Source organism: Vreelandella sp. H-I2, assembly GCF_052959335.1.
In genome coordinates, this window is the sequence record NZ_JBRAMC010000004.1 from 509,455 (window position 1) to 532,047 (window position 22,593).

20 protein-coding genes are annotated in these 22,593 nt (G+C 53.2%); 14 read left to right on the plus strand and 6 right to left on the minus strand.

Annotated features, from left to right (window positions below):
* Window positions 1–10 precede the first annotated feature (10 nt).
* The 6 genes from paaK to paaE all read left to right on the plus strand — a co-directional run bounded on the left by paaK (window position 11) and on the right by paaE (window position 5,506).
* Window positions 11–1,324 (plus strand): phenylacetate--CoA ligase PaaK, encoded by a 1,314-nt coding sequence (gene paaK, locus ACUVOF_RS13010; RefSeq protein ID WP_447044765.1) that lies wholly within the window; start codon window positions 11–13, stop codon window positions 1,322–1,324.
* A gap of 277 nt (window positions 1,325–1,601) precedes the next feature.
* Window positions 1,602–2,588: a 1,2-phenylacetyl-CoA epoxidase subunit PaaA gene (paaA, locus tag ACUVOF_RS13015; protein ID WP_447044766.1), complete on the plus strand. Its 987-nt coding sequence runs from the start codon at window positions 1,602–1,604 to the stop codon at window positions 2,586–2,588.
* 140 nt (window positions 2,589–2,728) lie between these two features.
* Window positions 2,729–3,010 (plus strand): 1,2-phenylacetyl-CoA epoxidase subunit PaaB, encoded by a 282-nt coding sequence (gene paaB, locus ACUVOF_RS13020; protein ID WP_008957204.1) that lies wholly within the window; start codon window positions 2,729–2,731, stop codon window positions 3,008–3,010.
* 11 nt (window positions 3,011–3,021) lie between these two features.
* On the plus strand, window positions 3,022–3,828 hold the full coding sequence (gene paaC, locus ACUVOF_RS13025) for a 1,2-phenylacetyl-CoA epoxidase subunit PaaC (RefSeq protein WP_447044767.1): 807 nt from the start codon (window positions 3,022–3,024) through the stop codon (window positions 3,826–3,828).
* 7 nt (window positions 3,829–3,835) lie between these two features.
* Window positions 3,836–4,396, plus strand: a complete 561-nt coding sequence (gene paaD, locus ACUVOF_RS13030; protein ID WP_447044768.1) for a 1,2-phenylacetyl-CoA epoxidase subunit PaaD — start codon at window positions 3,836–3,838, stop codon at window positions 4,394–4,396.
* 30 nt (window positions 4,397–4,426) lie between these two features.
* Window positions 4,427–5,506, plus strand: a complete 1,080-nt coding sequence (gene paaE / locus ACUVOF_RS13035; RefSeq protein ID WP_447044769.1) for a 1,2-phenylacetyl-CoA epoxidase subunit PaaE — start codon at window positions 4,427–4,429, stop codon at window positions 5,504–5,506.
* A gap of 90 nt (window positions 5,507–5,596) precedes the next feature.
* Here the strand turns inward: paaE and ACUVOF_RS13040 are convergent, their stop codons facing one another.
* Entirely contained in the window at window positions 5,597–6,067 is a 471-nt protein-coding gene (locus ACUVOF_RS13040) for an Lrp/AsnC family transcriptional regulator (RefSeq protein ID WP_447044770.1), read from the minus strand.
* Window positions 6,068–6,194: 127 nt separating this feature from the next.
* On the opposite strand from ACUVOF_RS13040, the gene hppD reads away from it, so the two are divergent.
* The gene (gene hppD, locus ACUVOF_RS13045) at window positions 6,195–7,295 is read left to right on the plus strand and encodes a 4-hydroxyphenylpyruvate dioxygenase (protein ID WP_447044771.1); all 1,101 of its coding nucleotides are present in this window, start codon (window positions 6,195–6,197) and stop codon (window positions 7,293–7,295) included.
* 104 nt (window positions 7,296–7,399) lie between these two features.
* On the opposite strand, the gene ACUVOF_RS13050 is transcribed toward hppD, so the two are convergent.
* The 4 genes from ACUVOF_RS13050 to ACUVOF_RS13065 all read right to left on the minus strand — a co-directional run bounded on the left by ACUVOF_RS13050 (window position 7,400) and on the right by ACUVOF_RS13065 (window position 11,234).
* Window positions 7,400–8,695 (minus strand): TRAP transporter large permease, encoded by a 1,296-nt coding sequence (locus tag ACUVOF_RS13050; RefSeq protein ID WP_447044772.1) that lies wholly within the window; start codon window positions 8,693–8,695, stop codon window positions 7,400–7,402.
* A complete protein-coding gene (locus ACUVOF_RS13055) occupies window positions 8,688–9,230 on the minus strand; it encodes a TRAP transporter small permease (RefSeq protein ID WP_447044773.1) in 543 nt (180 codons plus the stop codon). The genes ACUVOF_RS13050 and ACUVOF_RS13055 overlap by 8 nt, the downstream gene beginning before the upstream one ends.
* A gap of 27 nt (window positions 9,231–9,257) precedes the next feature.
* Window positions 9,258–10,310 (minus strand): TRAP transporter substrate-binding protein, encoded by a 1,053-nt coding sequence (locus ACUVOF_RS13060; RefSeq protein WP_447044812.1) that lies wholly within the window; start codon window positions 10,308–10,310, stop codon window positions 9,258–9,260.
* 411 nt (window positions 10,311–10,721) lie between these two features.
* Window positions 10,722–11,234 carry a MarR family winged helix-turn-helix transcriptional regulator gene (locus ACUVOF_RS13065; protein ID WP_447044813.1) on the minus strand — a complete coding sequence of 171 codons (513 nt, stop codon included), beginning with the start codon at window positions 11,232–11,234 and terminating at the stop codon, window positions 10,722–10,724.
* A gap of 293 nt (window positions 11,235–11,527) precedes the next feature.
* Here ACUVOF_RS13065 and ACUVOF_RS13070 point away from each other — a divergent pair, with 293 nt between their 5' ends.
* The 7 genes from ACUVOF_RS13070 to ACUVOF_RS13100 all read left to right on the plus strand — a co-directional run bounded on the left by ACUVOF_RS13070 (window position 11,528) and on the right by ACUVOF_RS13100 (window position 18,985).
* On the plus strand, window positions 11,528–12,496 hold the full coding sequence (locus ACUVOF_RS13070) for an MBL fold metallo-hydrolase (protein ID WP_447044774.1): 969 nt from the start codon (window positions 11,528–11,530) through the stop codon (window positions 12,494–12,496).
* Between the two features lie 82 nt (window positions 12,497–12,578).
* Window positions 12,579–14,300 (plus strand): FAD-dependent oxidoreductase, encoded by a 1,722-nt coding sequence (locus ACUVOF_RS13075; protein ID WP_447044775.1) that lies wholly within the window; start codon window positions 12,579–12,581, stop codon window positions 14,298–14,300.
* On the plus strand, window positions 14,287–14,502 hold the full coding sequence (locus tag ACUVOF_RS13080) for a DUF2783 domain-containing protein (RefSeq protein WP_447044776.1): 216 nt from the start codon (window positions 14,287–14,289) through the stop codon (window positions 14,500–14,502). The genes ACUVOF_RS13075 and ACUVOF_RS13080 overlap by 14 nt, the downstream gene beginning before the upstream one ends.
* A gap of 19 nt (window positions 14,503–14,521) precedes the next feature.
* Window positions 14,522–15,832, plus strand: coding sequence for a homogentisate 1,2-dioxygenase (gene hmgA / locus ACUVOF_RS13085; protein ID WP_447044777.1), 1,311 nt, complete (start codon window positions 14,522–14,524; stop codon window positions 15,830–15,832).
* A gap of 74 nt (window positions 15,833–15,906) precedes the next feature.
* Window positions 15,907–16,935, plus strand: a complete 1,029-nt coding sequence (locus ACUVOF_RS13090; RefSeq protein WP_447044778.1) for a fumarylacetoacetate hydrolase family protein — start codon at window positions 15,907–15,909, stop codon at window positions 16,933–16,935.
* 14 nt (window positions 16,936–16,949) lie between these two features.
* The gene (gene maiA / locus ACUVOF_RS13095) at window positions 16,950–17,594 is read left to right on the plus strand and encodes a maleylacetoacetate isomerase (RefSeq protein ID WP_447044779.1); all 645 of its coding nucleotides are present in this window, start codon (window positions 16,950–16,952) and stop codon (window positions 17,592–17,594) included.
* 164 nt (window positions 17,595–17,758) lie between these two features.
* Window positions 17,759–18,985: a multidrug effflux MFS transporter gene (locus tag ACUVOF_RS13100; protein WP_447044780.1), complete on the plus strand. Its 1,227-nt coding sequence runs from the start codon at window positions 17,759–17,761 to the stop codon at window positions 18,983–18,985.
* On the opposite strand, the gene ACUVOF_RS13105 is transcribed toward ACUVOF_RS13100, so the two are convergent.
* Window positions 18,974–22,486: an indolepyruvate ferredoxin oxidoreductase family protein gene (locus ACUVOF_RS13105; protein ID WP_447044781.1), complete on the minus strand. Its 3,513-nt coding sequence runs from the start codon at window positions 22,484–22,486 to the stop codon at window positions 18,974–18,976. The two genes, ACUVOF_RS13100 and ACUVOF_RS13105, sit on opposite strands and share 12 nt — an antisense overlap.
* Window positions 22,487–22,593: the final 107 nt, after the last annotated feature.

The following is a 22,593-nucleotide window of genomic DNA, read 5'->3' on the forward strand; positions in this document are numbered from 1 at the left end:
GAGCCCCCTGATGAATCAGTCCGCAACGCGTATCGACACCGCGACTCTCGATCCCATGGAAACTGCCAGCGTCGACGAGCTGCGCACCACTCAGGTCAAGCGCCTGAAGTGGAGCCTGAAGCACGCCTACGAAAACGTGCCCTTCTACCGCCAATCCTTCGACAAGGCTGGAGTGCATCCCGACGACATCCAGACGCTGACTGACCTTGCGAAGCTGCCTTTTACTACAAAGGCCGACCTTCGCGATAATTACCCCTATGGCATGTTCGCTACACCGATGAGCGAGATTGTTCGAATCCATGCCTCCAGTGGCACCACCGGGCAACCGACAGTAGTGGGCTACACCCAAAAAGATATTGATGTGTGGTCCGATGTAATGGCGCGCTCGATACGTGCCGCTGGCGGCAGCCGCAACGACAAAGTTCATGTGGCCTATGGCTACGGCCTGTTCACCGGTGGATTGGGCGCGCATTACGGTGCCGAGCGCCTGGGCTGCGCGGTAATCCCCATGTCTGGTGGTCAGACTGAGAAGCAGGTTCAGTTGATCCGTGATTTTGAGCCGGACATCATCATGGTCACCCCCTCTTATATGCTCAACATTGCTGACGAAATGGAACGCCAAGGCATCGACCCGCACACGCTACCCTTGCGTACCGGCATCTTCGGTGCCGAACCCTGGACCGACAGTATGCGTACCGCCCTTGAGAAGCGCTTGGGTATCGATGCATTGGATATCTATGGCTTGTCGGAAGTCATGGGGCCCGGTGTAGGTATGGAATGCCTGGAAACGAAAGACGGTCCAACCATCTGGGAAGATCACTTCTATCCCGAAATTGTTGACCCAATAAGTGGCGACGTTCTACCCGACGGCGAATACGGCGAACTGGTGTTCACAACCCTGACCAAAGAGGGCCTACCGGTTATTCGCTACCGCACCCGCGACCTTACTCGCTTACTACCAGGCACTGCGCGTCCTATGCGGCGTATTGACAAGATTACTGGTCGTAGCGACGACATGCTGATCATCCGCGGCGTCAATGTATTCCCCACCCAGATCGAAGAGCAACTGCTTAAGATCGAGTCACTCTCTCCACATTACGAGATCGAAGTCAGCCGTCAAGGCAACATGGATATGGTGTTGGTGCGTGTCGAGGCAAGTCATCATGACATCGCCCGCGACCCCGTGGCCTGCGATCAGGCTGCGAAACAGCTCCAGCATGCCATCAAGACCTATATCGGCATCAGCACTCGGATCGAAGTTTGTGAAGTAGAAGGTGTCATGCGCTCGATGGGCAAGGCCAGACGTGTCAAGGATCTGCGCTGATTCAATTCCTCAGACAATTGATGAGACGCGTTCAGCGACAAAGCCCCTTCGGGGGCTTTTTTATGCCTGAATAGCCAATAGCTCCTGGATAACAAAAGTATTCAGAATCATTTCTCATTTCAATACCTTCCTTTATAAATGGCCTATTCAAGCCTTCATCCCTATCACAAAGTATAAAAGTGACACAAAAAATAGATGTTGATAAAATATTTTGTGTCGTTATACTTTGGATAAGATAAAGCCACATTCCTGACATACCGACGCCGCGGAGGTCTCTATGTACGCGCAGCTCGTTGAAACTGGCACCAGCAAACTTAAGACACTTGATGAAATGAGCCCTGATGAGCGCGAGTTCCAGGAGCGCATTAATGATGAAATCAAGATAGAACCCAAGAACTGGATGCCGGATGCCTATCGCAAAACATTGATCCGTCAGATATCCCAGCACGCTCACTCCGAGATTGTCGGTATGCTGCCGGAAGGCAACTGGCTGACGCGCGCGCCGACCCTCAAGCGCAAGCTGCAACTGATGGCCAAGATCCAGGATGAAGCAGGCCATGGCTTGTATCTCTATAGCGCGATGGAAACCCTCGGCGCCGATCGCGATGAAGAGATCGACAAACTCCACGATGGAAGGGCCAAGTATTCCAGTATTTTTAACTACCCCACACTGAACTGGGCTGATATGGGCACAGTTGGCTGGCTTGTTGATGGCGCTGCTATCGTCAACCAAGTGCCACTCCAGAGAACTTCTTACGGCCCTTATTCCCGCGCAATGATTCGCGTGTGCAAGGAAGAGAGCTTTCATCAGCGCCAGGGTTATGAAATTTTGCTGACCTTGATGCAAGAAGGTACCGATGAGCAGAAAGCCATGGTGCAGGACTCCATTAACCGTTTCTGGTGGCCAGCATTAATGATGTTTGGGCCATCTGACGACAGCTCTCCTAACAGCGCTCAATCGATGGCCTGGAAGATTAAGCGCCACAGTAACGATGAGCTGCGTCAGCGCTTTCTTGATCAGACGGTACCCCAGCTTGAACTACTGGGATGCACCGCGCCGGATCCCGATCTCAAATATAACCAAGAGACAGGCCACTACGAATTCGGTGAAATCGACTGGCAGGAATTCTTCGATGTAGTGAAGGGTAACGGCCCCTGCAACCGCGAGCGCATCGAAGCACGTCGCAGCGCTATTGATAACGGTGCTTGGGTACGTGAAGCCGCCGTGGCTCACGCAGCTAAGCGTCAACGCCGAGCCGCCTGAATCGGTCGGCAACTCAGTTTAATGATGGTTGGTTAAAAGCACGATCCAACTTTTTAAAAGCCGACTTTTGAAAACACGATTTTTTGAAAAAAACATGGAGCTCCTCAGCGCGGGGCTCCTCTGACTACCGAGGTTTTCCCATGGCTGACTGGCCCCTCTTTGAGGTTTTCGTGCGTAGCAAGCACGGCTTAAATCATAAGCATGTCGGCAGCGTGCATGCCGCCGACCGCCGTATGGCAATTGAGAATGCCCGCGAGCTTTACACACGCCGTAATGAAGGGGTGAGCATCTGGATCGTCCCGGCCAGTGAAATCACCGCCTCTTCGCCCGACGAGAAGGAACCGCTGTTCGATCCATCCAATGACAAAGTCTATCGCCACGCCTCTTTCTACAAATTGCCGAAAGAAGTCGGCCACATGTAATGGAGATGGTGATGCATAACGTAGCTCAACAAACACAGGCACCATTAACCACCTACCTGCTTCGCCTTGGTGACAGCGCGTTGGTGCTCGGCCAGCGCAGCGCTCAACTATGCGGCAAGGCCCCAGCGCTGGAAGAAGAGCTAGCGTTAATGAACGTAGGTCTCGACCTCTTCGGTCAAGCGCGCAACTGGCTGGGCTACGCTGCTGAACTGATGGCCTCCGAACTGGAAGGCAATGGCAGCCAGGTCAAGATCGATGCCGACCATTTGGCATTCCGACGTGATGCACAGGATTTTCGTAACCTTTTGATCGTCGAGCAGCCCAATGGCGACTTCGCCGATATCATTGGCCGTCAGTTTCTGTTCGATGCGTGGCACGTTCACGTACTTGATGGCCTGACCCAGTCCAGCGACCCCCGCGTCGCCGAAGTGGCCGCCAAATCACTCAAAGAAGCGACGTATCATCTGCGCCGCTCGTCTGCATGGGTCATTCGCCTGGGCGACGGCACCGAGGAAAGCCATGCTCGTATGCAGCGTGCCCTAGATAGTCTATGGCGCTTTACCGGCGAACTGGTGCAGTTCGACGATGTTGACCAGACCCTGTTTGGGGCCGGCATCGCGCCTGACCCTGACATCCTCGTCACCCGCTGGAAGGCGACCGTGGAGGAGACCCTTGAGGAAGCCACCTTGGTGCGGCCCTCTTACGACGCTTGGATGTATACCGGCGGTAAAGTCGGTCATCACACCGAGCACTTGGGTTTTTTATTGGCGGAGATGCAATATCTGCCAAGGACGTATCCTGATGCTACTGTCTGGTAACCCCCCAATGAAACCGCTTGATGATTGGCCTTCTAGTGACCTGATCGGCAGCGACCGCAGCGGTCTGCCGCGAGCGGGTGACGAAGGCGATATCGAAGCAGTCCTGGCCGTATTACAGGAAGTGCTGGATCCCGAGGTTCCGGTCGTTAGCGTGGTGGAGCTGGGTATCGTTCGCGATATCGCCTGGGTCAATGGGCAATTAAAGGTGAGCGTCACTCCAACCTATTCTGGCTGCCCCGCCACCGAAGTCATTGAAAAGCAGATCCATGAAGCCCTGGTGGCAGCTGGGTATCCTGACCCATTACTCCAACGTCGCCTATCACCCGCCTGGACAACCGATTGGTTGACCGAGGCTGGACGCGAAAAACTGCGTGCCTACGGCATCGCTCCACCAGTGGGAAGCGCGAGCAAACGCAGCTTGATTGGACAATCCGACCCAATAGTTCCTTGTCCCTTATGTGGCAGCGAAGCAACCGAACGCGTCAGTGAATTTGGTTCCACGGCTTGCAAGGCGCTCTACCGCTGTCGCGACTGCCTAGAACCCTTCGACTACTTCAAGTGCCTGTGAAGCACATAACGATTGACGAGACCATTTCCCATGAGCCGATTTCACGCCTTGACCGTCAAAGATGTTCGCCAGGAAACCCATGATGCCGTTTCCATTGCATTCAACATACCTGACAACTTGCTAGACGCCTTTCGCTTCACCCAAGGGCAATACCTGACGATTCGTCGCGAAATAGAAGGCGAGGAGACTCGTCGCTCTTACTCAATCTGCACTGGCATCCATGAACATGAGTTAAGAGTTGCCGTCAAGCTAGTGCCTGGCGGTAGCTTTTCTACTTTTGCCAACCATGCATTGAAACCTGGCGACTCACTGGAAGTAATGCCGCCGCAGGGCAAGTTCTTTGTACCTCTCGACCCCAGTCGCGAAGGACATTATCTGGCGGTGACTGCAGGCAGTGGTGTTACCCCTATCATGTCGATTGTTTCTACCACGTTAGAAACCGAACCGAAAAGCCGTTTCACAGTCATCTATGGCAACCGCTCAACCACCGGCACGCTGTTTCGTGAACGCTTGCAGGACCTCAAGGATCGCTATCTAGAGCGTCTCAATATCATTTACGTATTTAGCCGCGAACAGCAAGAAATCGATCTTTATAACGGACGCATTGATGCTGATAAATGTAACGCTCTATTTGATCGCTGGGTAGAGGTACCCAAGCTGGATGCCGCGTTCCTTTGCGGCCCACAGGAAATGACAGAGACAGTTCGGGATGTCCTTACCAAGCATGGATTGCCAAAGGATAAGGTGCATTTTGAGCTTTTCACTACCGGGTTGCCGACTGCAGGCGCCAAGCGTCGGCAGGAAAAAGGTGTCGAGCACGTTGAAGCGGAAACCTCACATATTAAGGTAATCATTGATGGCCGTACTATTGAGTATGATTTGCCCCGTAATACCAAGAGCATTTTAGACGCGGGTAATGAACACGGTGCCGATATCCCTTTCTCATGCAAGGCTGGCGTTTGTTCCACTTGCCTAGCCAAGGTCGAAGAAGGTGAGGTAGAAATGGACGCCAATTTTGCCCTTGAGGACTACGAGATCGAAGCGGGTATGGTATTAAGCTGCCAGTGTTTTCCTCTAACGAAAAGTGTCACTTTAAACTACGATCACTGAGGCATATACCGATTTACACTACCGAGCTTATGCAAAAGAACAAAGAGCGGCTTACCCAATGAAGGCGACCGCTCATTGTGCTTTTATTTGCTAACCAATTGGCAACCCCTGCTCTTCCTTCATACTTCTTAGAATTATTTCTGAACGCACTTGGGTAACATTGGGATGTGGTAGTAAATAGTGATGAATAAAGTCAGAAAACTCTGACAGTCCCTTCGTCGTAATATGTAGCACATAGTCAGCGTCCCCTGACACCGAGTAGGCCTCACGCACCACGGTGTGCTTCGACAAAAGAGCCACGAAACTCTCATCCATGCTTTCACTGTGTGCCTTGAGGTTAACGCGAGTAATAGCCCTTAAACCAAATCCTAAACACTCAGCGTTAAGTTTAGCAGCATAGCCTTTTATAACACCTTCTGCTTCCAGCCGAGCCTTTCGCCGGGAACACTGCGAAGAGGATAAATTAACCTGCTCTCCTAACTCGGCGTTAGTAAGTGCCGAGTTTTTTTGCAGCACCGCCAAAATTGCAAGATCGTATCGATCAAGTGTTATTCCGTGCATCCTCCCTCCTCAACATGCACGATTTGTGCATTATCAGCCGTTTCACATACACCTTTGCAACCCAATTTCGCCTCCTCTTACATATACTGATGAGTGTCAATTTACAACATCAAAAAAGGAGACAGAGATGGGACCCTTTCCGCATAGCGCGCCAAAAGCGCAAATCAGTGCTGCAAACCCAGCAGGTACCGATGGTTTCGAGTTTGTCGAATTCGCCCACCCCGAGCCACAAAAACTGGACGCCCTGTTTCGGCAAATGGGGTTTACCCCCGTCGCCAAACATCGCAGCAAGTCGATCACCGTTTACAGGCAGGGCGATATTAACTACCTCCTTAATAGTGAGCCTAATTCGCACGCATCAGCGTTCATTGATGCACACGGGCCCTGTGCGCCCGCGATGGCATGGCGGGTGGTCGATGCTCAACACGCCCTCAAACGAGCCGTAGAACTGGGTGCCGAAGAGTACACTGGCGTTAAGTCAATTGCCGTACCAGCAGTGATCGGTATTGGTGGGTCCCTCCTCTACTTCGTAGATACCTACGGAGAAGAAGAAAGTTGCTACTCCAAAGAGTTTGAGTGGCTAGGAGAGGCAAACCCGAAGCCACAAGGTTTTGGGTTTTATTATCTTGATCACCTGACACACAATGTTGTACGCGGCAACATGGATACTTGGTACAAATTTTATCATGACACTTTTAACTTCCGCGAAATTCGCTATTTTGATATTAGTGGTAAAATGACCGGTTTAACCAGCCGTGCCCTTACCTCACCCGATGGTAAGATCCGCATTCCTATTAATGAAAGTGCGGATGAGCACAGCCAAATTGAGGAGTATCTACGCGAATATAAAGGTGAGGGTATTCAACATATTGCTATTGCAACAGATGACATCTATTCAAGTACCGATGCTCTTGCTGCGGAAGGGCTTAATTTTATGCCTGGCCCTCCTGATATTTATTATGAAAAATCGACTAAGCGAGTTAGAGGACACCAAGAGCCATTAGATAAGCTCCAAAACCGCGGCATCCTAATTGATGGCGAAGGCGTTATTGGAGGAGGTGAGACTCGGATTCTTTTACAGATCTTTTCAAAAACGGTTATCGGGCCGATTTTCTTTGAATTTATTCAGCGTAAAGGTGATGACGGCTTTGGTGAGGGTAACTTTAAAGCCCTTTTTGAATCCATCGAGGAAGATCAAATTAAGCGTGGTGTTCTCACAACTCAGTAGAAAAATAATAGCTCCTTCGAGTTAAGAAACGATCGTACAAGAAAGATGAAGCAGCTGAAATGCCCCCTGAGAGGGGCATTAATTCAGACCCTAATTACTAAAGACTAATAAAGCAGTTGCGGCAAAAACAGCACGATGCCTGGGAATATCAGCACGAGCACAGCACGTAGCGTGCCAGCCACCCAGAAAGGCGTTACACCCCGGAAAATTGTGCCGGTACTAACATCAGGCAGTACCGCCCTAAGCACAAATACATTCATCCCCACTGGCGGTGTAATCAAACTAATCTCAATCACGATTACTACCAGTATGCCAAACCACACTAGGTCATAACCTAGCCCCGCCACTACCGGAAAGAACACCGGCACGGTAAGCAACATCATCGACATGCTTTCGAATACACACCCTAGCAGGACGTAAATTGCCAGGATGACGAGAATAACCACGAAGGGTGCCACGCTTAGCCCATTGACCAACCCTAGAAGATCATTGGGCAGCCCCGCTCGGTTGATAAAATTAGCAAAGATTAATGCCGTTAACACTACCGCAAACAGCATCGCTGTAGTACGCACAGTGTCCATAAGAACATTCATGAGCATGGCCGGAGTCAAGGCACGCTTGAGCAGCGCAATGACAAAGGCACCCATTGCGCCAATACCTGCCGCTTCAGTTGGGGTGAATATACCTAAATAGATGCCGCCGATAACCAAAATGAACAGCGCTAGGGTACTACCCACATTTTTTAAGGCAGAAAAGCGCTCACTCCAAGGTACTTTTTCGGCCGCTGGACCAGCACTGGGGTCACGCCATAGAACCCACTTAACCGCACCAAGATACATCACTATACCCAGCATGCCGGGAATGAAGCCGGCTGCAAATAGCTCACGGATGCTGGTTTCGGTAATGATACCGTAGATCACCAGCATCACGCTGGGAGGAATAAGTATCCCCAGGGTACCGCCCGCAGCAATAGATGCCGCAGCCAGTGAATCCTTATAACCATACTTGCGCATCTGTGGCATGGCCACACGCCCCATCGTGGCACAAGTAGCCAAACTCGACCCACAGATAGCACTAAAGCCACCACAAGCAACGATGGTCGCCATAGCCTGCCCACCCTTGCGATGACCAAGAAAACCATTGGACGCTCGGAATAGTGCATCCGATAGTCCCGCGTGTGACACTAAGTTACCCATCAAGATAAACAGCGGGATTACCGATAAACCGTAGTCCATCGCAGTGTCTACCACCCGGCGTGACGCCATAGCTTCGGCCGCATTCCAGTTGCCAGTCAGGTAATAAAAACCGACAAAACCCACAATCCCCATAGCAAATGCTAACGGCACACGCAGGAAGACCAATACTAATAGGGCGGCAAACCCATACAGTGCTTCAATCATTCTTTTCTCCCTGACTCACGGGACCACCACACTTGATTACGCCCATGCCCTCCAGCAGATAACTCAGTGCACGACACAATGTGAGTAGAGCAGATAGGAAAAGCATAATGGAGATTAAATAGATGAGGTAACCATTCGGTATCCGCAGGAACTCAGTGACATCACCCCACTCGAAAGCACGAACGCCTAAAGCCCAAACCCGACCAGCGATCACCCATAAAGTCATAGTGATGACTAGATTGACGATCATCTGGCGCAGCCATATCCAGCGAGCCGGGTAGATTGCATCAAGGAGATCAACACTAACGTGTTCTTCACGCCAGCAAGCTACTGGCAGCGAAAGAAACACAACAGCGGCCAGCATTTGCTGAGTCAACTCGACAGTTCCCAGGATAGGAAGATTAAAAAAATAACGGCCTGCTACATCAGCAGTAGTCAGCAGCATCAAGGCAAAGAGGGTAGCTCCCGCCACCCCCTCTAACCCAAGCTGCATGACCCTACCGACATTTGACCAGCGAATCGTCAGGGTCTGCATCGTCGCCCTCCACTTGGCGAAGAGTAATTATGATTGTGGTACCTGGGATGCCACACTTTCCTGCGTCGCAGCTTCTCCGAGCTGTTGGTGGAAATATTTTAGGGCTGATTCAGCGTCTACACCGCGCTCACTGACTTGCTCGGACCACGTTTCAACTAAGTTACTGCTGATGCCGCGCAGTGTCTCAAGATCATCATCGCCAAGAGCAGTAAACGTGTGCCCCTGCTCTTTAGCGAACTCGACACCCCGCTCATCAGAAACATCCATCATGTAACCGAACAAGCGTGACAAGCGCTCACCGGAGACCTCTTCCACAGCGGCACGGTCCTCTGCGGACATTTCATCCCAGATCATCGGATTGACCACAATGGTGAAGCTTCCACGATAGAAGCCCCCATCAACCGTCAAAGTATGAGGAAATATCTCGGCTACACGAAAGCTTCTAAGGCCTTCTGGCACCAGCATGGCGCCATCAATAACGCCTTGTGAGCCAGCCTCATAGACCCCAGTTGGAGGCAAAGCTACGCCGGTCAGGTTTAGGGCGTTAGAAAGATCTCCCATCACCCCACCGCCCACACGGATGCGCTCACCTTCGAGGTCAGCAAGCGTTTCATAATGCTCACTACTAAAAATCCACCCCGGCCCGTGCACCCCGGCAGCTACGACATCAACACCGCGATGCTCATTAGCTTGCGCTAAGTGCTCCTGGTGAGTACGCCAGTAAGCGGCAGACGCATTCTCCGAAGAGAAGTCCTCAAAGGTAGGGAACTCAGGCAATTGAGTGGCGAGAAAACGACCTGCGTTATAGCCATGAAACACCCATGTGGCATCCGCGATGCCATCGGCGACCATTGCCATTTGTGAAGCAGGTGGCCCAAGATCGTGCACGACTTCAACGGTCACTCGTCCGTCAGTGGCTTCTTCAATCCAGCCTTTCCAGGTCGGCCACACCATTGTGTTAATACCATGGTTGGGGCCTGCCCATGTACTAACGGTAATTGTGGTCTGAGCCAAGGCAGTCGTACTTATAGTGGCAGCCGCCACAGCCCCTAACAAAAGGGTTTGCTTGGTTTTATTCATTATGCTCATTTTCTTACCTCCGCCGTCACGGTGAGTGACGAGCTGTTTGCTATTGTTATATAGAGAAGGAGATTCCCGTTTGGGGTTGCTAATCGTACTTATTTTTGGTGTTTCATGTGGCGCTTGAATCGCCTTATAAAATCGATACACAAATTTGTAAAAAAACAAGAAAAAAGGAACGCATTAAGTGACACAATGCCTGCAATGCAGCTCTACAAGCAATATCTAAACGCTTATTTTTATCTACAACTTAAGTATTAATTTCTAAAAAACCTTTGTATTTTATATACTTTTTTAAAACAAATTCCTCGTTTATATCATCTGACTAGAGTACAAAAACAAAAAACTTTACGTTACGCAGACAGTGGTTAATATATTTATAACCTGCTTTAAATAAGAATTTTTCACATTTCAAGCCAGCCTCTCAAGCTGGCGCTCCAGCTTACGCATGATATGTAATAGGTCGCGGTACTCAGCGGCTGTCAGTGAGGACACTAAACCGGCCTCCCATGTCTGAGCCAAGGGAACCAGTTCCACTAGCAGCGCTTCTCCACTCTCGGTTAGTCGCAAATCATGTAGGCGTTGATCTCGTTGTGACTGCGTACGACCCACTAGGTTACGGTCGACTAATGCCTGCACTGCCCTAGACACACGAGCCTTATCCATGCGAGTGGTTTCACAAATCTCTTTTGCATTGAGTACATCCTTATGGCTAAGCCAGACCAGGACCCGCCACTGGGCGACATTGAGTGAAAAGCGCTGCTGATAGAGCCGCGATAGTTCTTCACTGATGCGGTCTGAAAGGCTACTCAATTGATAAGGTAAGAATTGATCCAGATCGAGTTCAGCCCTAGCTCCTTTATCGCCCTTAGCGCGAGCCTCTCTCTTATCTTCGGACATCATCGGCTCCAGCCTGCTTTCCATTAAGAACTCTTCTTTTAAACACTCTTTTTGCTTTCTTGGCATATAGCCTGCACCCATATTAATTTCTAATGCAACTAATTTTGAACCATGATACTTACAACTTAAGTATAAAATGAACTATTCTACTGAATTTTAAGCTATTTAATGCGGAATTCACACTAACCTTGCCCAGCAAGATCATCTCCTCCTGGACATATAGTTTCAATAGAAACTATCATCAAAAAACTTTCATGCGTTGGCGGCCTATCGAAACGCTGCCTGATTATGAGAGCCATGACGTCATTGGAGGAACCATGAACAAAAAATTCGCATCCCACGCAGACACAGAAGAGAAGAACATCAGCTTTACCAAACTGGCAGAAGGCGTTTACGCCTACACAGCGGAAGGCGACCCCAACAGTGGCATCATCATTGGCGATGACAGTGTGATGGTCATCGACACCCAGGCCACCCCCATCATGGCGCAAGACGTAATTCGCCGTATCCGCGAGATAACTGACCTACCGATTAAGCATGTGCTGATGACTCACTACCATGCGGTACGCGTGCTAGGTGCTTCAGCCTATGAGGCGGAAAATGTTTACGCTAGTCAAAATACTTATGACTTGATCGTCGAGCGTGGACAACAAGATTATGAATCTGAGGTGGGACGCTTCCCGCGTTTATTTCAGGGTGTGGAATCTGTCCCTGGACTCACTTGGCCTAACATCGTTTTCCAGAAAGAACTAACCGTTTTCATGGGTAATCGCGAAGTACGCATTATCCACCTAGGCCGTGGCCACACAAAGGGCGATACCGTCGTTTGGCTGCCTAAAGAAAAGATCATGTTTGCTGGCGACTTGGTCGAGTACGGTGCCACCCCTTATACAGGTGACGCCTACCACGAAGACTGGCCCGCCACACTGGATCGTTTACAGGCCATGCAGCCAGAGAAACTGGTGCCAGGCCGCGGAGATGCGCTGGAGTCTCCGGAAAAATGTCTGGAAGCCATCCAAGGCACGCGTGATTTCCTAGCGGACATGTATGGAAGTGTTCAAGCCGGCAAAGCCGCTGGCAAGACGCTTTCAGAATGCTATGCCGACACTTATGCCAAGCTCAAGCTCAAATATGGCCACTGGGTCATCTTCGATCACTGCCTGCCTTTTGATATTACTCGTTGTTATGACGAGGCTGGCGGAGAGTACCCTGACCCACGTATCTGGACGGCGGAACGCGACACTGAAATGTGGCACTCGCTACAAGAGGTCCTAGATCAGCAGTAACTATTAGATTTCCAGGTTTTCCTGGAACATGAAACGTTGCCGAAGCAGCATTGCTTCGGCAACGCAGTGGGAGCATAACAACATGACAACTTACAAGAACCCCGTCTATCCCTACCGTCGCCCAGCGGAGCTAGATGCCGATATCACCCATCACTACCCGGTCATTATCATCGGCGCAGGACCTAGTGGGCTGGCAGCTGCAATCGACTTAGCGCTTCAAGGTATCAAGAGTATTGTGCTTGATGATAATAACACTGTAAGCGTTGGTTCTAGGGCAATTTGCTTTTCCAAGCGTACGCTGGAAATTCTTGACCGTTTAGGCACTGCCCAGAAGATGCTCGACAAGGGAATCACTTGGCAGCACGGTCGTGTGTTTTTCCAGGACCGGGAGGTTTATAGCTTCAACTTACTGCCTGAAAAAGGCCATCGGATTCCGGCTTTTATTAATCTGCAGCAATACTACCTGGAAGAGTATCTTGTCGACCGGGCCATGGAGCTTAGCGACTATATTGATCTGCGTTGGCAGAACAAGGTTAGCCATGTGGATAGCCTCCCCATTCAGAGCTGGGTGGGTGTAGAAACTAAAGACGGCTTTTACCAGCTAAGCTGCGATTACCTATTAGTTGCCGATGGCGCCAACAGTAAAATTCGGGACATGTTAGGCCTGGAGTGCAAGGGGCAAGTTTTTCAAGATCGTTTCTTAATTGCTGACGTGGTCATGAAAGTAGAGTTTCCCACTGAAAGGTGGTTCTGGTTCGACCCCCCTTTCCATCCCAACCAATCGGTATTGCTGCATAAGCAACCAGATAATGTGTGGCGAATCGATTTCCAGTTAGGTTGGGATGTTGACCCTGACGAGGAGAAAAAGGAAGAGAATATTCGTCCACGGGTACAAGCAATGCTTGGTGAAGATGTTGAGTTCGAGCTGGAGTGGGCAAGCGTGTATACCTTCCGTTGCCGCATGATGGATAGCTTTATCCATCATCGTGTGTGCTTCATAGGCGATGCCGCTCACCAGGTATCGCCCTTCGGTGCTCGCGGTGCCAATGGTGCTTTGCAAAGCGTTGATAACCTAGCGTGGAAACTGGCACGAGTGCTTAAGGGTGAAGCCCCCCCATTCCTGCTTGAGACCTACAACACCGAACGTCGCCATGGAGCTAAAGAAAACCTCCTTAATTCTACCCGTGCCACTGATTTTATTACTCCCAAGAGCCGTATCAGCCGGCTATTCCGCGATACTGCTCTAGAACTGGCTGAACAATACCCCTTCGCCCGGACTCTGGTGAATAGCGGTCGGTTATCCCAGCCTTGCCACTATCTCGAGTCTCCACTTAATGGTGCTGACGATACCGCATTCCCCGATGATCTTTGTCCTGGTAGCCCAGCCAAAGACGCTCCCGTCAAACGCAATGGGACGGATGCATGGCTGCTCAACCAGTTCGGCAACCGTTTCGTACTGATGATTGATGGCCGTGTCGACAGTGCACGCTACCAAACACTCGTAGCAGAGCTCAGCGAGCTGCTGACACGCCACATCGAACTAGGCCTCGTGATTATCGGGCCATCACCTCATATCTTCAGCCAGTTACCGCGATGCACTCTGCTTGAGGATGGTGATGGCCTAGTTAGCGAGCGTTATGGTCTTACTGGCGATGGAGGCTACCTGCTGCGCCCCGACCAACACGTTGCCGCCCGCTGGAAGAAGTTCACTGCACTAAGTGCCAATGATGCTTTAGACCGTGCTCTAGGCAAACACCTTACTGAGAACGCCAGTATTAAGGGGGAATGCCATGTCACGGCTTGAGCTTAAACCCAACTTTACTCAGCCAGATGCTTTCTATGCGGCATTGACCGCCGCTCACCGCGAGCGCAGCGAGCCCGAAAGCGAATGTATCAATGCCAGGTTGATCCTGTTGCTGGCCAATCACATTGGCGACCAACAAGTCCTTGAAGAAGCGCTAGAGATAGCGAGTCAAATCGTATCAGCACCTAGCCAGTCACAATAATATATAAGAGGAAACGCTCATGTTAAATGAAACACCTCACTATCAGAGTGGTTTTCGTAATCACTTCGCAACCGAAGCACTGCCCGGCGCTCTGCCGCAAGGACAGAACTCTCCACAACGCTGCGCTTATGGACTGTATGCAGAGCAGTACACCGGCTCGGCGTTCACTGCGCCTCGCCACCAGAACCTGCGTAGCTGGCTCTACCGTATCCGCCCTTCGGTAGCGCAAAGCGCTTACCAACCGCTGCCGGATAAAGCAGTAGCGACCGCACCATTAACCAAGCCCGCCGCCGATCCTAACCAGATGCGCTGGGACCCATTACCGCTACCAACTGAACCAACCGACTTCGTCGATGGCTTGCTAACCATTGCCGTTAATGGTGATGCGGGAAACCAAACGGGTGTCGGAGTGCATGTCTATGCATTTAACCGCGACATGACCGAACGCTTTTTCTATAACGCCGACGGTGAGTTGTTATTCGTACCGCAACAGGGCACGCTGCTGCTACGTACCGAACTGGGCGAACTGGAAGTTGCGAATGGGGAAATAGCGGTGATCCCACGCGGCATTAAGTTCCAGGTTCGCCTAAGCGATGGAGCAGATGCTGCCCGTGGCTATATCTGCGAAAACTACGGCAGCCCACTAGAACTCCCTGGGCTTGGCCCGATCGGCGCCAATGGCCTGGCTAATCCGCGCGATTTCTTGAGCCCTGTGGCTCGTTACGAGGACCTTGAAGGCGATTACTCGCTTATCGCCAAATTCTCCGGACGCTTCTGGGAAACCAAACTTGATCATTCACCGCTGGACGTTGTGGCATGGCACGGCAACTATGCACCCTATAAATACAACTTAGCCAATTTCAATACCATCAACACAGTGAGCTTCGACCACCCGGATCCATCAATCTTTACTGTCCTAACCTCGGCGTCCGATACACCGGGAACGGCTAATCTAGATTTCGTTGTTTTCCCACCGCGCTGGATGGTCGCCAACGACACATTCCGCCCCCCTTACTTCCATCGTAATCTCATGAGTGAATTTATGGGGCTAATACATGGCGAGTACGATGCCAAGGCAGAGGGCTTTCTACCCGGCGGCGCCAGCCTTCATAACAGTATGTCGCCCCATGGACCCGATGCCGATACCTTCGAAAAAGCTACTAATGCCGAACTATCCCCCCAGTACCAGGGCGCGACCATGGCGTTCATGTTTGAAAGCCGCTATGTCTACCATCCGACGGAAACGGCACTGAACGCCGATATTCGCCAACGTGACTACGTCGACGTGTGGTCAACCCTACGCTCTCACTTTGACCCCAACAAGCCGTGAACTATCGTCGCGACACAATTTAGGATGTTGCCACTGTAGCGAAGTTTGCCCCTGACAAAAAGGATAGAACACAGATGAAACTTGCCACTCTCAAGAACGGCCGCGACGGAGAATTAATCGTCGTCTCGAAAGATTTGACCCGTGCCGTGCGTGCTTCTGGCATTGCAGCCACCTTGCAGCAAGCCATCGAGAATTGGGATGATTTCGCGCCTCAGCTAGAAGCGATCTATAGCCAGCTCAATGATGGCAAGGCAGAAAAAGCCTTTGACCTGGATCAGAGCGCCCTCCACTCACCCTTGCCCCGCAGCTACCATTGGGCTGATGGTTCTGCTTACCTCAACCACGTCAAGCTGGTGCGTCAGGCGCGTAATGCCGAAATGCCGGATACTTTCTGGACCGACCCCTTAATGTATCAGGGCGGCGGCGACCACTTCCTCGCGCCAACCGAAGACATTGAAGCCGTCAGTGAAGAGCACGGCATCGATTTCGAAGGTGAAATCGCTGTTATTACCGACGATGTGCCCATGAATATCACGCCAGAACAGGCCGCGGGGCATATCAAGCTGATTATGTTGGTCAACGACGTCAGCTTGCGAGGCTTAATTCCAGGAGAACTCGCTAAAGGCTTTGGTTTCTTCCAGGCAAAACCGGCATCAAGCTTCTCGCCGATCTGCGTCACCCCGGATGAACTCGGCGATGCCTGGCAGGAAGGCAAAGTACATTTACCGCTTACCGTGCATCTGAACGGCGAAAAATTCGGTGAGCCGCAAGCTGGCCCCGACATGATCTTTAGCTTTCCACAACTGGTCGCTCACGCCGCTAAGACACGCTACTTAGGTGCTGGCGCCATTGTCGGTTCTGGCACGGTTTCCAACCCCGATCCGGACGGTGGCCCCGGTAAGCCGGTGGCTGAAGGCGGCGTGGGTTACAGCTGTCTCGCGGAAATCAGGATGGTAGAAAAGATTTTGTACGATGAAATCAAGACCCCCTTCATGCGATTTGGTGACCGCGTGCGCATTGAGATGTTCGACCGCGAGGGCAAGAGCATTTTTGGCATAATCGACCAGCAGGTCGTCCAGTACCAGCCTGGAACGGATAAATAACAAAAGGAGCTCGCATGACGACGCTATTCGGCTATTTCCGTTCGTCAGCCGCCTACCGGGTACGCATTGCACTGAACCTTAAGGGTCTAGAGCATGACCATGTCCCAGTTAATTTGGTCAAAGGCGAGCACCGCAGTGATGCTTTTTGCACGCTCAACCCTCAGGGGCTAGTCCCCTTACTGGAGACCGAAGCAGGCATACCACTCACGCAATCATTAGCGATCTGCGAGTACCTTGAGGAGCGCTATCCCTCGCCGGCCCTGTTGCCCGAAAATCTCGAGGAGCGCGCCCGCGTCCGGGCTCTGGCCCAACTGGTTGCCTGTGAAATGCATCCACTCAACAATCTGCGAGTGCTTAAATACTTGGTGGGCGAGCTGGGGGCCAACGAGCAGGACAAGCTAAACTGGTATCGCCACTGGGTCATCGAAGGCTTCAATGCCCTCGAGTCGATGCTCAAACCAACCGCCGGTACCGGCGACTTCTGCCACGGCGATACGCCGACGCTGGCAGATATTTGCCTAGTCCCTCAGGTGTTTAATGCCGAACGCTTTGAATGCGACCTGGCGGCTTACCCTACCATCCAGCGCATAACCGCCAACTGCCGCGCCCTGAAAGCATTCCGCTTAGCAGCACCTAGCGAACAACCTGACGCTAGCTAAATAGGCGCACGCTTCTGCAGTTACAATAAGCAGGCTAATTAAGTGGGTGTGTTCCTTGGGGCTCACCCACTTCTCGTTTTATTGCTTTCAATACCGCTGTTTTCAATACCATTACTTTCAAGGCAGCCCCGTTCACTTCCTGGCTGTCCACCAAGGAGATTCGGGTGCTGAAACTTACTTCACCTACCACTGTAGCAGTGCTCGCGGCCCTGACGGCGCTAGGTCCATTGGCAACCGACATGTATCTGCCAGCCATGCCGGCCATGGCCGAGGTCTTAAATACCGGCCCCGACCAAGTACAACTGACCCTCAGCCTTTACATGGCGGGCTTCGCCGTGGCGCAGCTACTCTGCGGTCCATTATCCGACCGGTTTGGCCGCAAGCCGATCATGGTCGGAGGCATTACACTGTTCCTGGTGGCTAGCCTGGTATGCGCCTTTGCTCCCAGCATTGAGGTGTTGCTGTTAGGACGTTTCCTACAAGCCTTCGGCGGTGCCGCCGGCCCAGTATTGGGACGGGCAGCGGTTCGTGATATCTACAATCCGCTGGAAGCCGGGCGAATTCTTTCCTACATGGCCAGTGCCATGGCGTTGGCGCCAGCACTGGCCCCTCTGGTAGGCGCCGGGCTTCTGGTGTTCTTCGGTTGGGAGTCGGTGTTCGTAGTGCTGGCGCTATATGCCGCAGTGATGTTGCTGATACTCAGCTTGGCTCTGCCCGAGTCGTTACCTCTCGAGCGACGCCAATCGATTCATCCGGGCGCCATACTCGACAATTTTCGTATGCTGCTTACCCAGCGCACCTTTATCGGCTATACCTTGATCAATGCCACTGCTTTTTCGGGGCTGTTCGCTTACCTGTCGGGCTCTTCGTTCGTGTTGATCGAATTTCTCGGCGTCGCCCCCTCCCAATACGGGCTTTTCTTTATCCTGATTGTGGCAGGCTTTTTTACCGGAACCTTGCTCAGTGGACGTTATAGCCATCGCCTGGGGCGTGACCGCTTGATACATCGGGGTACGCTATTGTGCGCGCTGGGGGGAGGTAGCATGGCGGCACTGGCCATCGCCGGAGTATTCTCTTCCTGGGCGGTGGTCGGTCCGCATGTCATCTTCATGATAGGTGTCGGCATTCTCATGCCGCAGACTATGGCCGGTGCGCTTTCGCCTAACCCCCACTGTGCTGGGGCGGCTTCCTCGCTATTCGGCTTTTTGCAGATGACCATCGCCGCCGTGGTCGGCGGCGTGGTCGGGCAGTTGCATGACGGTACATCGCTCACCATGGCTCTGGCGATCGGTGCCTCCGGCCTGCTTGCGCTGGTGAGTTACCTAAGCCTGATGCGTAACAACGCAGCATCGGCCCAGGCCGTCAGCAGCGAACCGGAATCAGGCCGCTGAGGCAATGGTCACCGGTTTGTCTTCGCGCAGCTCCTTAAGCAGCCGAGCCTGACGCTCGGCGGCTTTCTCGGCGGCCTGCTCGCGTACCGGGCCGTAGCCACGTACCTCTTCCGGCAGTTTGGCCAAGGCCACTGCCGTGGCATGGTTGGTGCCGTCCAGGCGCGCCAGCAACTCATCGACCAGCTGCTCGTAATCCGCCAGCAACTTGCGATCGAGCTTGCGGTCGGCACTGAAACGGAAGGGGTCGAGGGCGGTATTGCGCAAGCCGCGCATCTTCGCCAGTACTCCCATCGCCTTCAACACCCAAGGGCCGAAGCGGCGTTTCACCGGACGCCCCTGGGTATCCTTGCGCCCCCCCAACAGCGGCGGTGCCAGATGGAAGTTCAACTGGTAATCACCGGCAAAGGTTGCCTTGACCTCATCGAGGAAATCGCTCTGGGTATACAGCCGCGCCACTTCGTACTCATCCTTGTAGGCCATCAAGCGGTAGAGCTGGTGGGCAACTGCTTCGCTCAAGGCTTCGCCACCTCCCAAAGATGCCTCGGCCGCCCGCACCTTGGCCATCCGTTCAGCGTAACGCTCAGCCCAGGCACGGTTCTGGTAACGTTCCAGGTAGCGGCCGTTGCGCGCCACCACGTCATCCAAGGTGGCGCCCGTGGGTAGCGGCACCGCATCCAGGCGCTGCTGGAGGTAGTCGGGTTCCACTGCCGCCAGACGTCCCCAGGCAAATGCCTGACGATTTTTTTCCACGGCCACGCCGTTAAGCTCAAGAGCACGCTGTAGCGCTGGTTCGGAAAGTGGCACCAGTCCCTGTTGCCAAGCGAAACCCAGCATCATCATGTTGGAGAACATCGTATTCCCCAGCAGTTGTTCAGCCAGGCGGTTCGCATCCAGGGTGGCGAAACGCGACTCACCCACCGCATCACGCAGCAACTGAAGCCGCTTGTCGGGCTGCATGTCGGCATCGCGGTATAAAACGTAATCCGCCGTAGCCAGTTCCGCCAAGTTGGCGACGATCCGAGTGGTTGGCTGTAAGACATTGAGCGCTTTCTGCGAACTTGCCACCACCATGTCACAGGCGATCAAGGCATCGGCCTGGCCGGCTTCGATACGTACCTGGTTCAACTCGCCGGGACGCGGTGCTAGGCGAACGTAGCTGAGTACCGCTCCGCCCTTCTGAGCGAAGCCCATGAAGTCGAGCACGCTGGCGCCCTTGCCTTCCAGGTGCGCCGCCATGGTGATCAGCTGACCTACCGTGACAACCCCTGTGCCACCAACACCGCCTACCAGGAGGTCATAAGGCGCCTGGAGCGTGGCAAGCGTCGGGGTCGGCAAACGGGAAATGCGCTCCCAGAAGGCATTGTCCGCCGCCACGCCCTGCCCTTTGCGCAGCTCGCCGCCTTCCACGGTGACAAAGCTGGGACAAAACCCACTGACGCAGGACATATCCTTGTTGCAGGAGGACTGGTCGATCTTGCGCTTGCGGCCCAGCTCGGTCTCACGTGGCACGACCGACAGGCAGTTGGACCGTACCGAGCAGTCGCCGCAACCTTCACAGACGTGATGGTTGATGAACACCCGGCGCGCCGGATCTTCCATCAGGCCACGCTTGCGACGCCGACGCTTCTCAGCTGCGCAGGCCTGATCATAAATCAAGACGGTACAACCGGGGATCTCGCGCAACTCACGCTGCAGCGTATCCATCTCCTCGCGACCGTGGAAGGTCACGCCCTTGGGAAATTCCTTTTCGTGCCCGCGGTATTTTTCCGGTTCGTCACTCACTACCATCACCCGGCGAACACCTTCATCCAGCGATTGCCGTGCAATCATAGGTACACTGATCTGCCCATCCACCGGCTGGCCGCCAGTCATGGCCACAGCGTCATTGAACAGTATTTTGTAGGTGATATTGACGTTGGCGGCGACTGCCTGGCGTACCGCCATTGAGCCCGAGTGGAACCACGTACCCTCACCCAGGTTCTGGAAGATGTGGCCATTGCCGGTAAAGCGGCTCTTGCCCACCCAATTGATACCTTCACCGCCCATCTGGATCAGCGATTCGGTGCTGCGCTCCATCCATGACGCCATGAAATGGCAACCGATCCCCGCCAAGGCCTTGCTGCCTTCAGGCACCTTGGTCGAGCTATTGTGTGGGCAACCGGAACAGAAATACGGCATGCGGCGGACACCACCCAGCTCCTTGACCCCGGCCTGGCAATGATCTATCGCCGCCAACGTCTCGCTAAGATCAATCCCGAAGAAGCGTCCCAGACGTTCCGCCACGAAACCCGCTAAGAGCCGCGGGCCCAGCTCGCCGACAAAGGGAATCAGCGGCTTGCCGGTTTCATCCTGCTTACCAGTGATCAGCACTTCACCGGGGTGATCGGGTTCCGACATATACTCTTTCAGTTGGCTTTCGATGATGCCGCGCTTTTCTTCAATGACCAGCACCTCGCGCTTGCCATGGATGAACGCCAGGATGCCACGCCGGTGCAGCGGCCAAACCATGCCGACCTTGTAGAGTTCGATCCCCAACTCCCACAGTTTAGCTTCATCCAGCCCCAGCAGGCGCAGCGCCTCGAGCAGGTCCAGATGCCCCTTGCCCGTGGTGACGATCCCGAAGCTTGCCTGTTCGTGACGAAACAGCCGCTGATCAATAGGATTGGCCTCGGCAAAGGCTTGCACGGCGGCCAGCTTGTGCTCAAGGCGAGTTTCGAGTTGGGGCCCCGGCAGGTCAGGCCAGCGGTAGTGCAGCCCACCTTCGGGGGCCGTGAAAGCCGGCATCACATACTCAGGCAGCGGCGGTACCTCAACCGAAGCACCGCTTTCCACGGTTTCGGAAACGGCCTTGAAGCCCACCCAGCAACCAGAGAAACGCGACAGCGCATAGCCCCAGAGGCCGAAGCTTTCATATTCCGCCAATGAAGCGGGGCTCACCACTGGCATAAACCAAGCCATAAAGGCGACATCAGACTGGTGCGGCATTGAGGACGACACACACCCATGGTCATCACCTGCGACCACCAGCACACCGCCGGTAGGTGAGCTGCCGTAAGCATTACCGTGCTTTAAAGCGTCGCCCGCCCGATCGACCCCCGGGCCTTTGCCGTACCACATGCCAAATACGCCATCCACTTGTCGGTCGGGGTCGGTCTCAACCTGCTGGCAACCCAGCATCATGGTGGCGGCAAGGTCCTCGTTAATCGCGGGTACGAAATCGATATGATGTTCATCCATAGCGGCCTTAGCCTGCCAGATTGCTTGATCGACCCCTCCCAAGGGCGAACCACGGTAGCCGCTGATCAGTCCCGCAGTATGACGACCATCTCGCCGATCGAGCTCAGCCTGGCGCAAGGCGATACGCACCAGGGCTTGGGTGCCGGTCAGAAAGATACGCCCTTGGTCACGGCGATAGCGGTCAGCCAGCGCATAGTCATCAAGCGTGATACCAGCGGCGCTTGCGAATGAGCCTTCTAGCTCAACAGGAGGAGAGATCGACATGAGGTGTCACCCATCAGGTTGGATAGTTATGTTTGTAATAACCTGAAGTCTAGCTAAGAGAACACTAAAGGTGCTTGCTAAATCACTCTCAAAAATCCTATATTTGG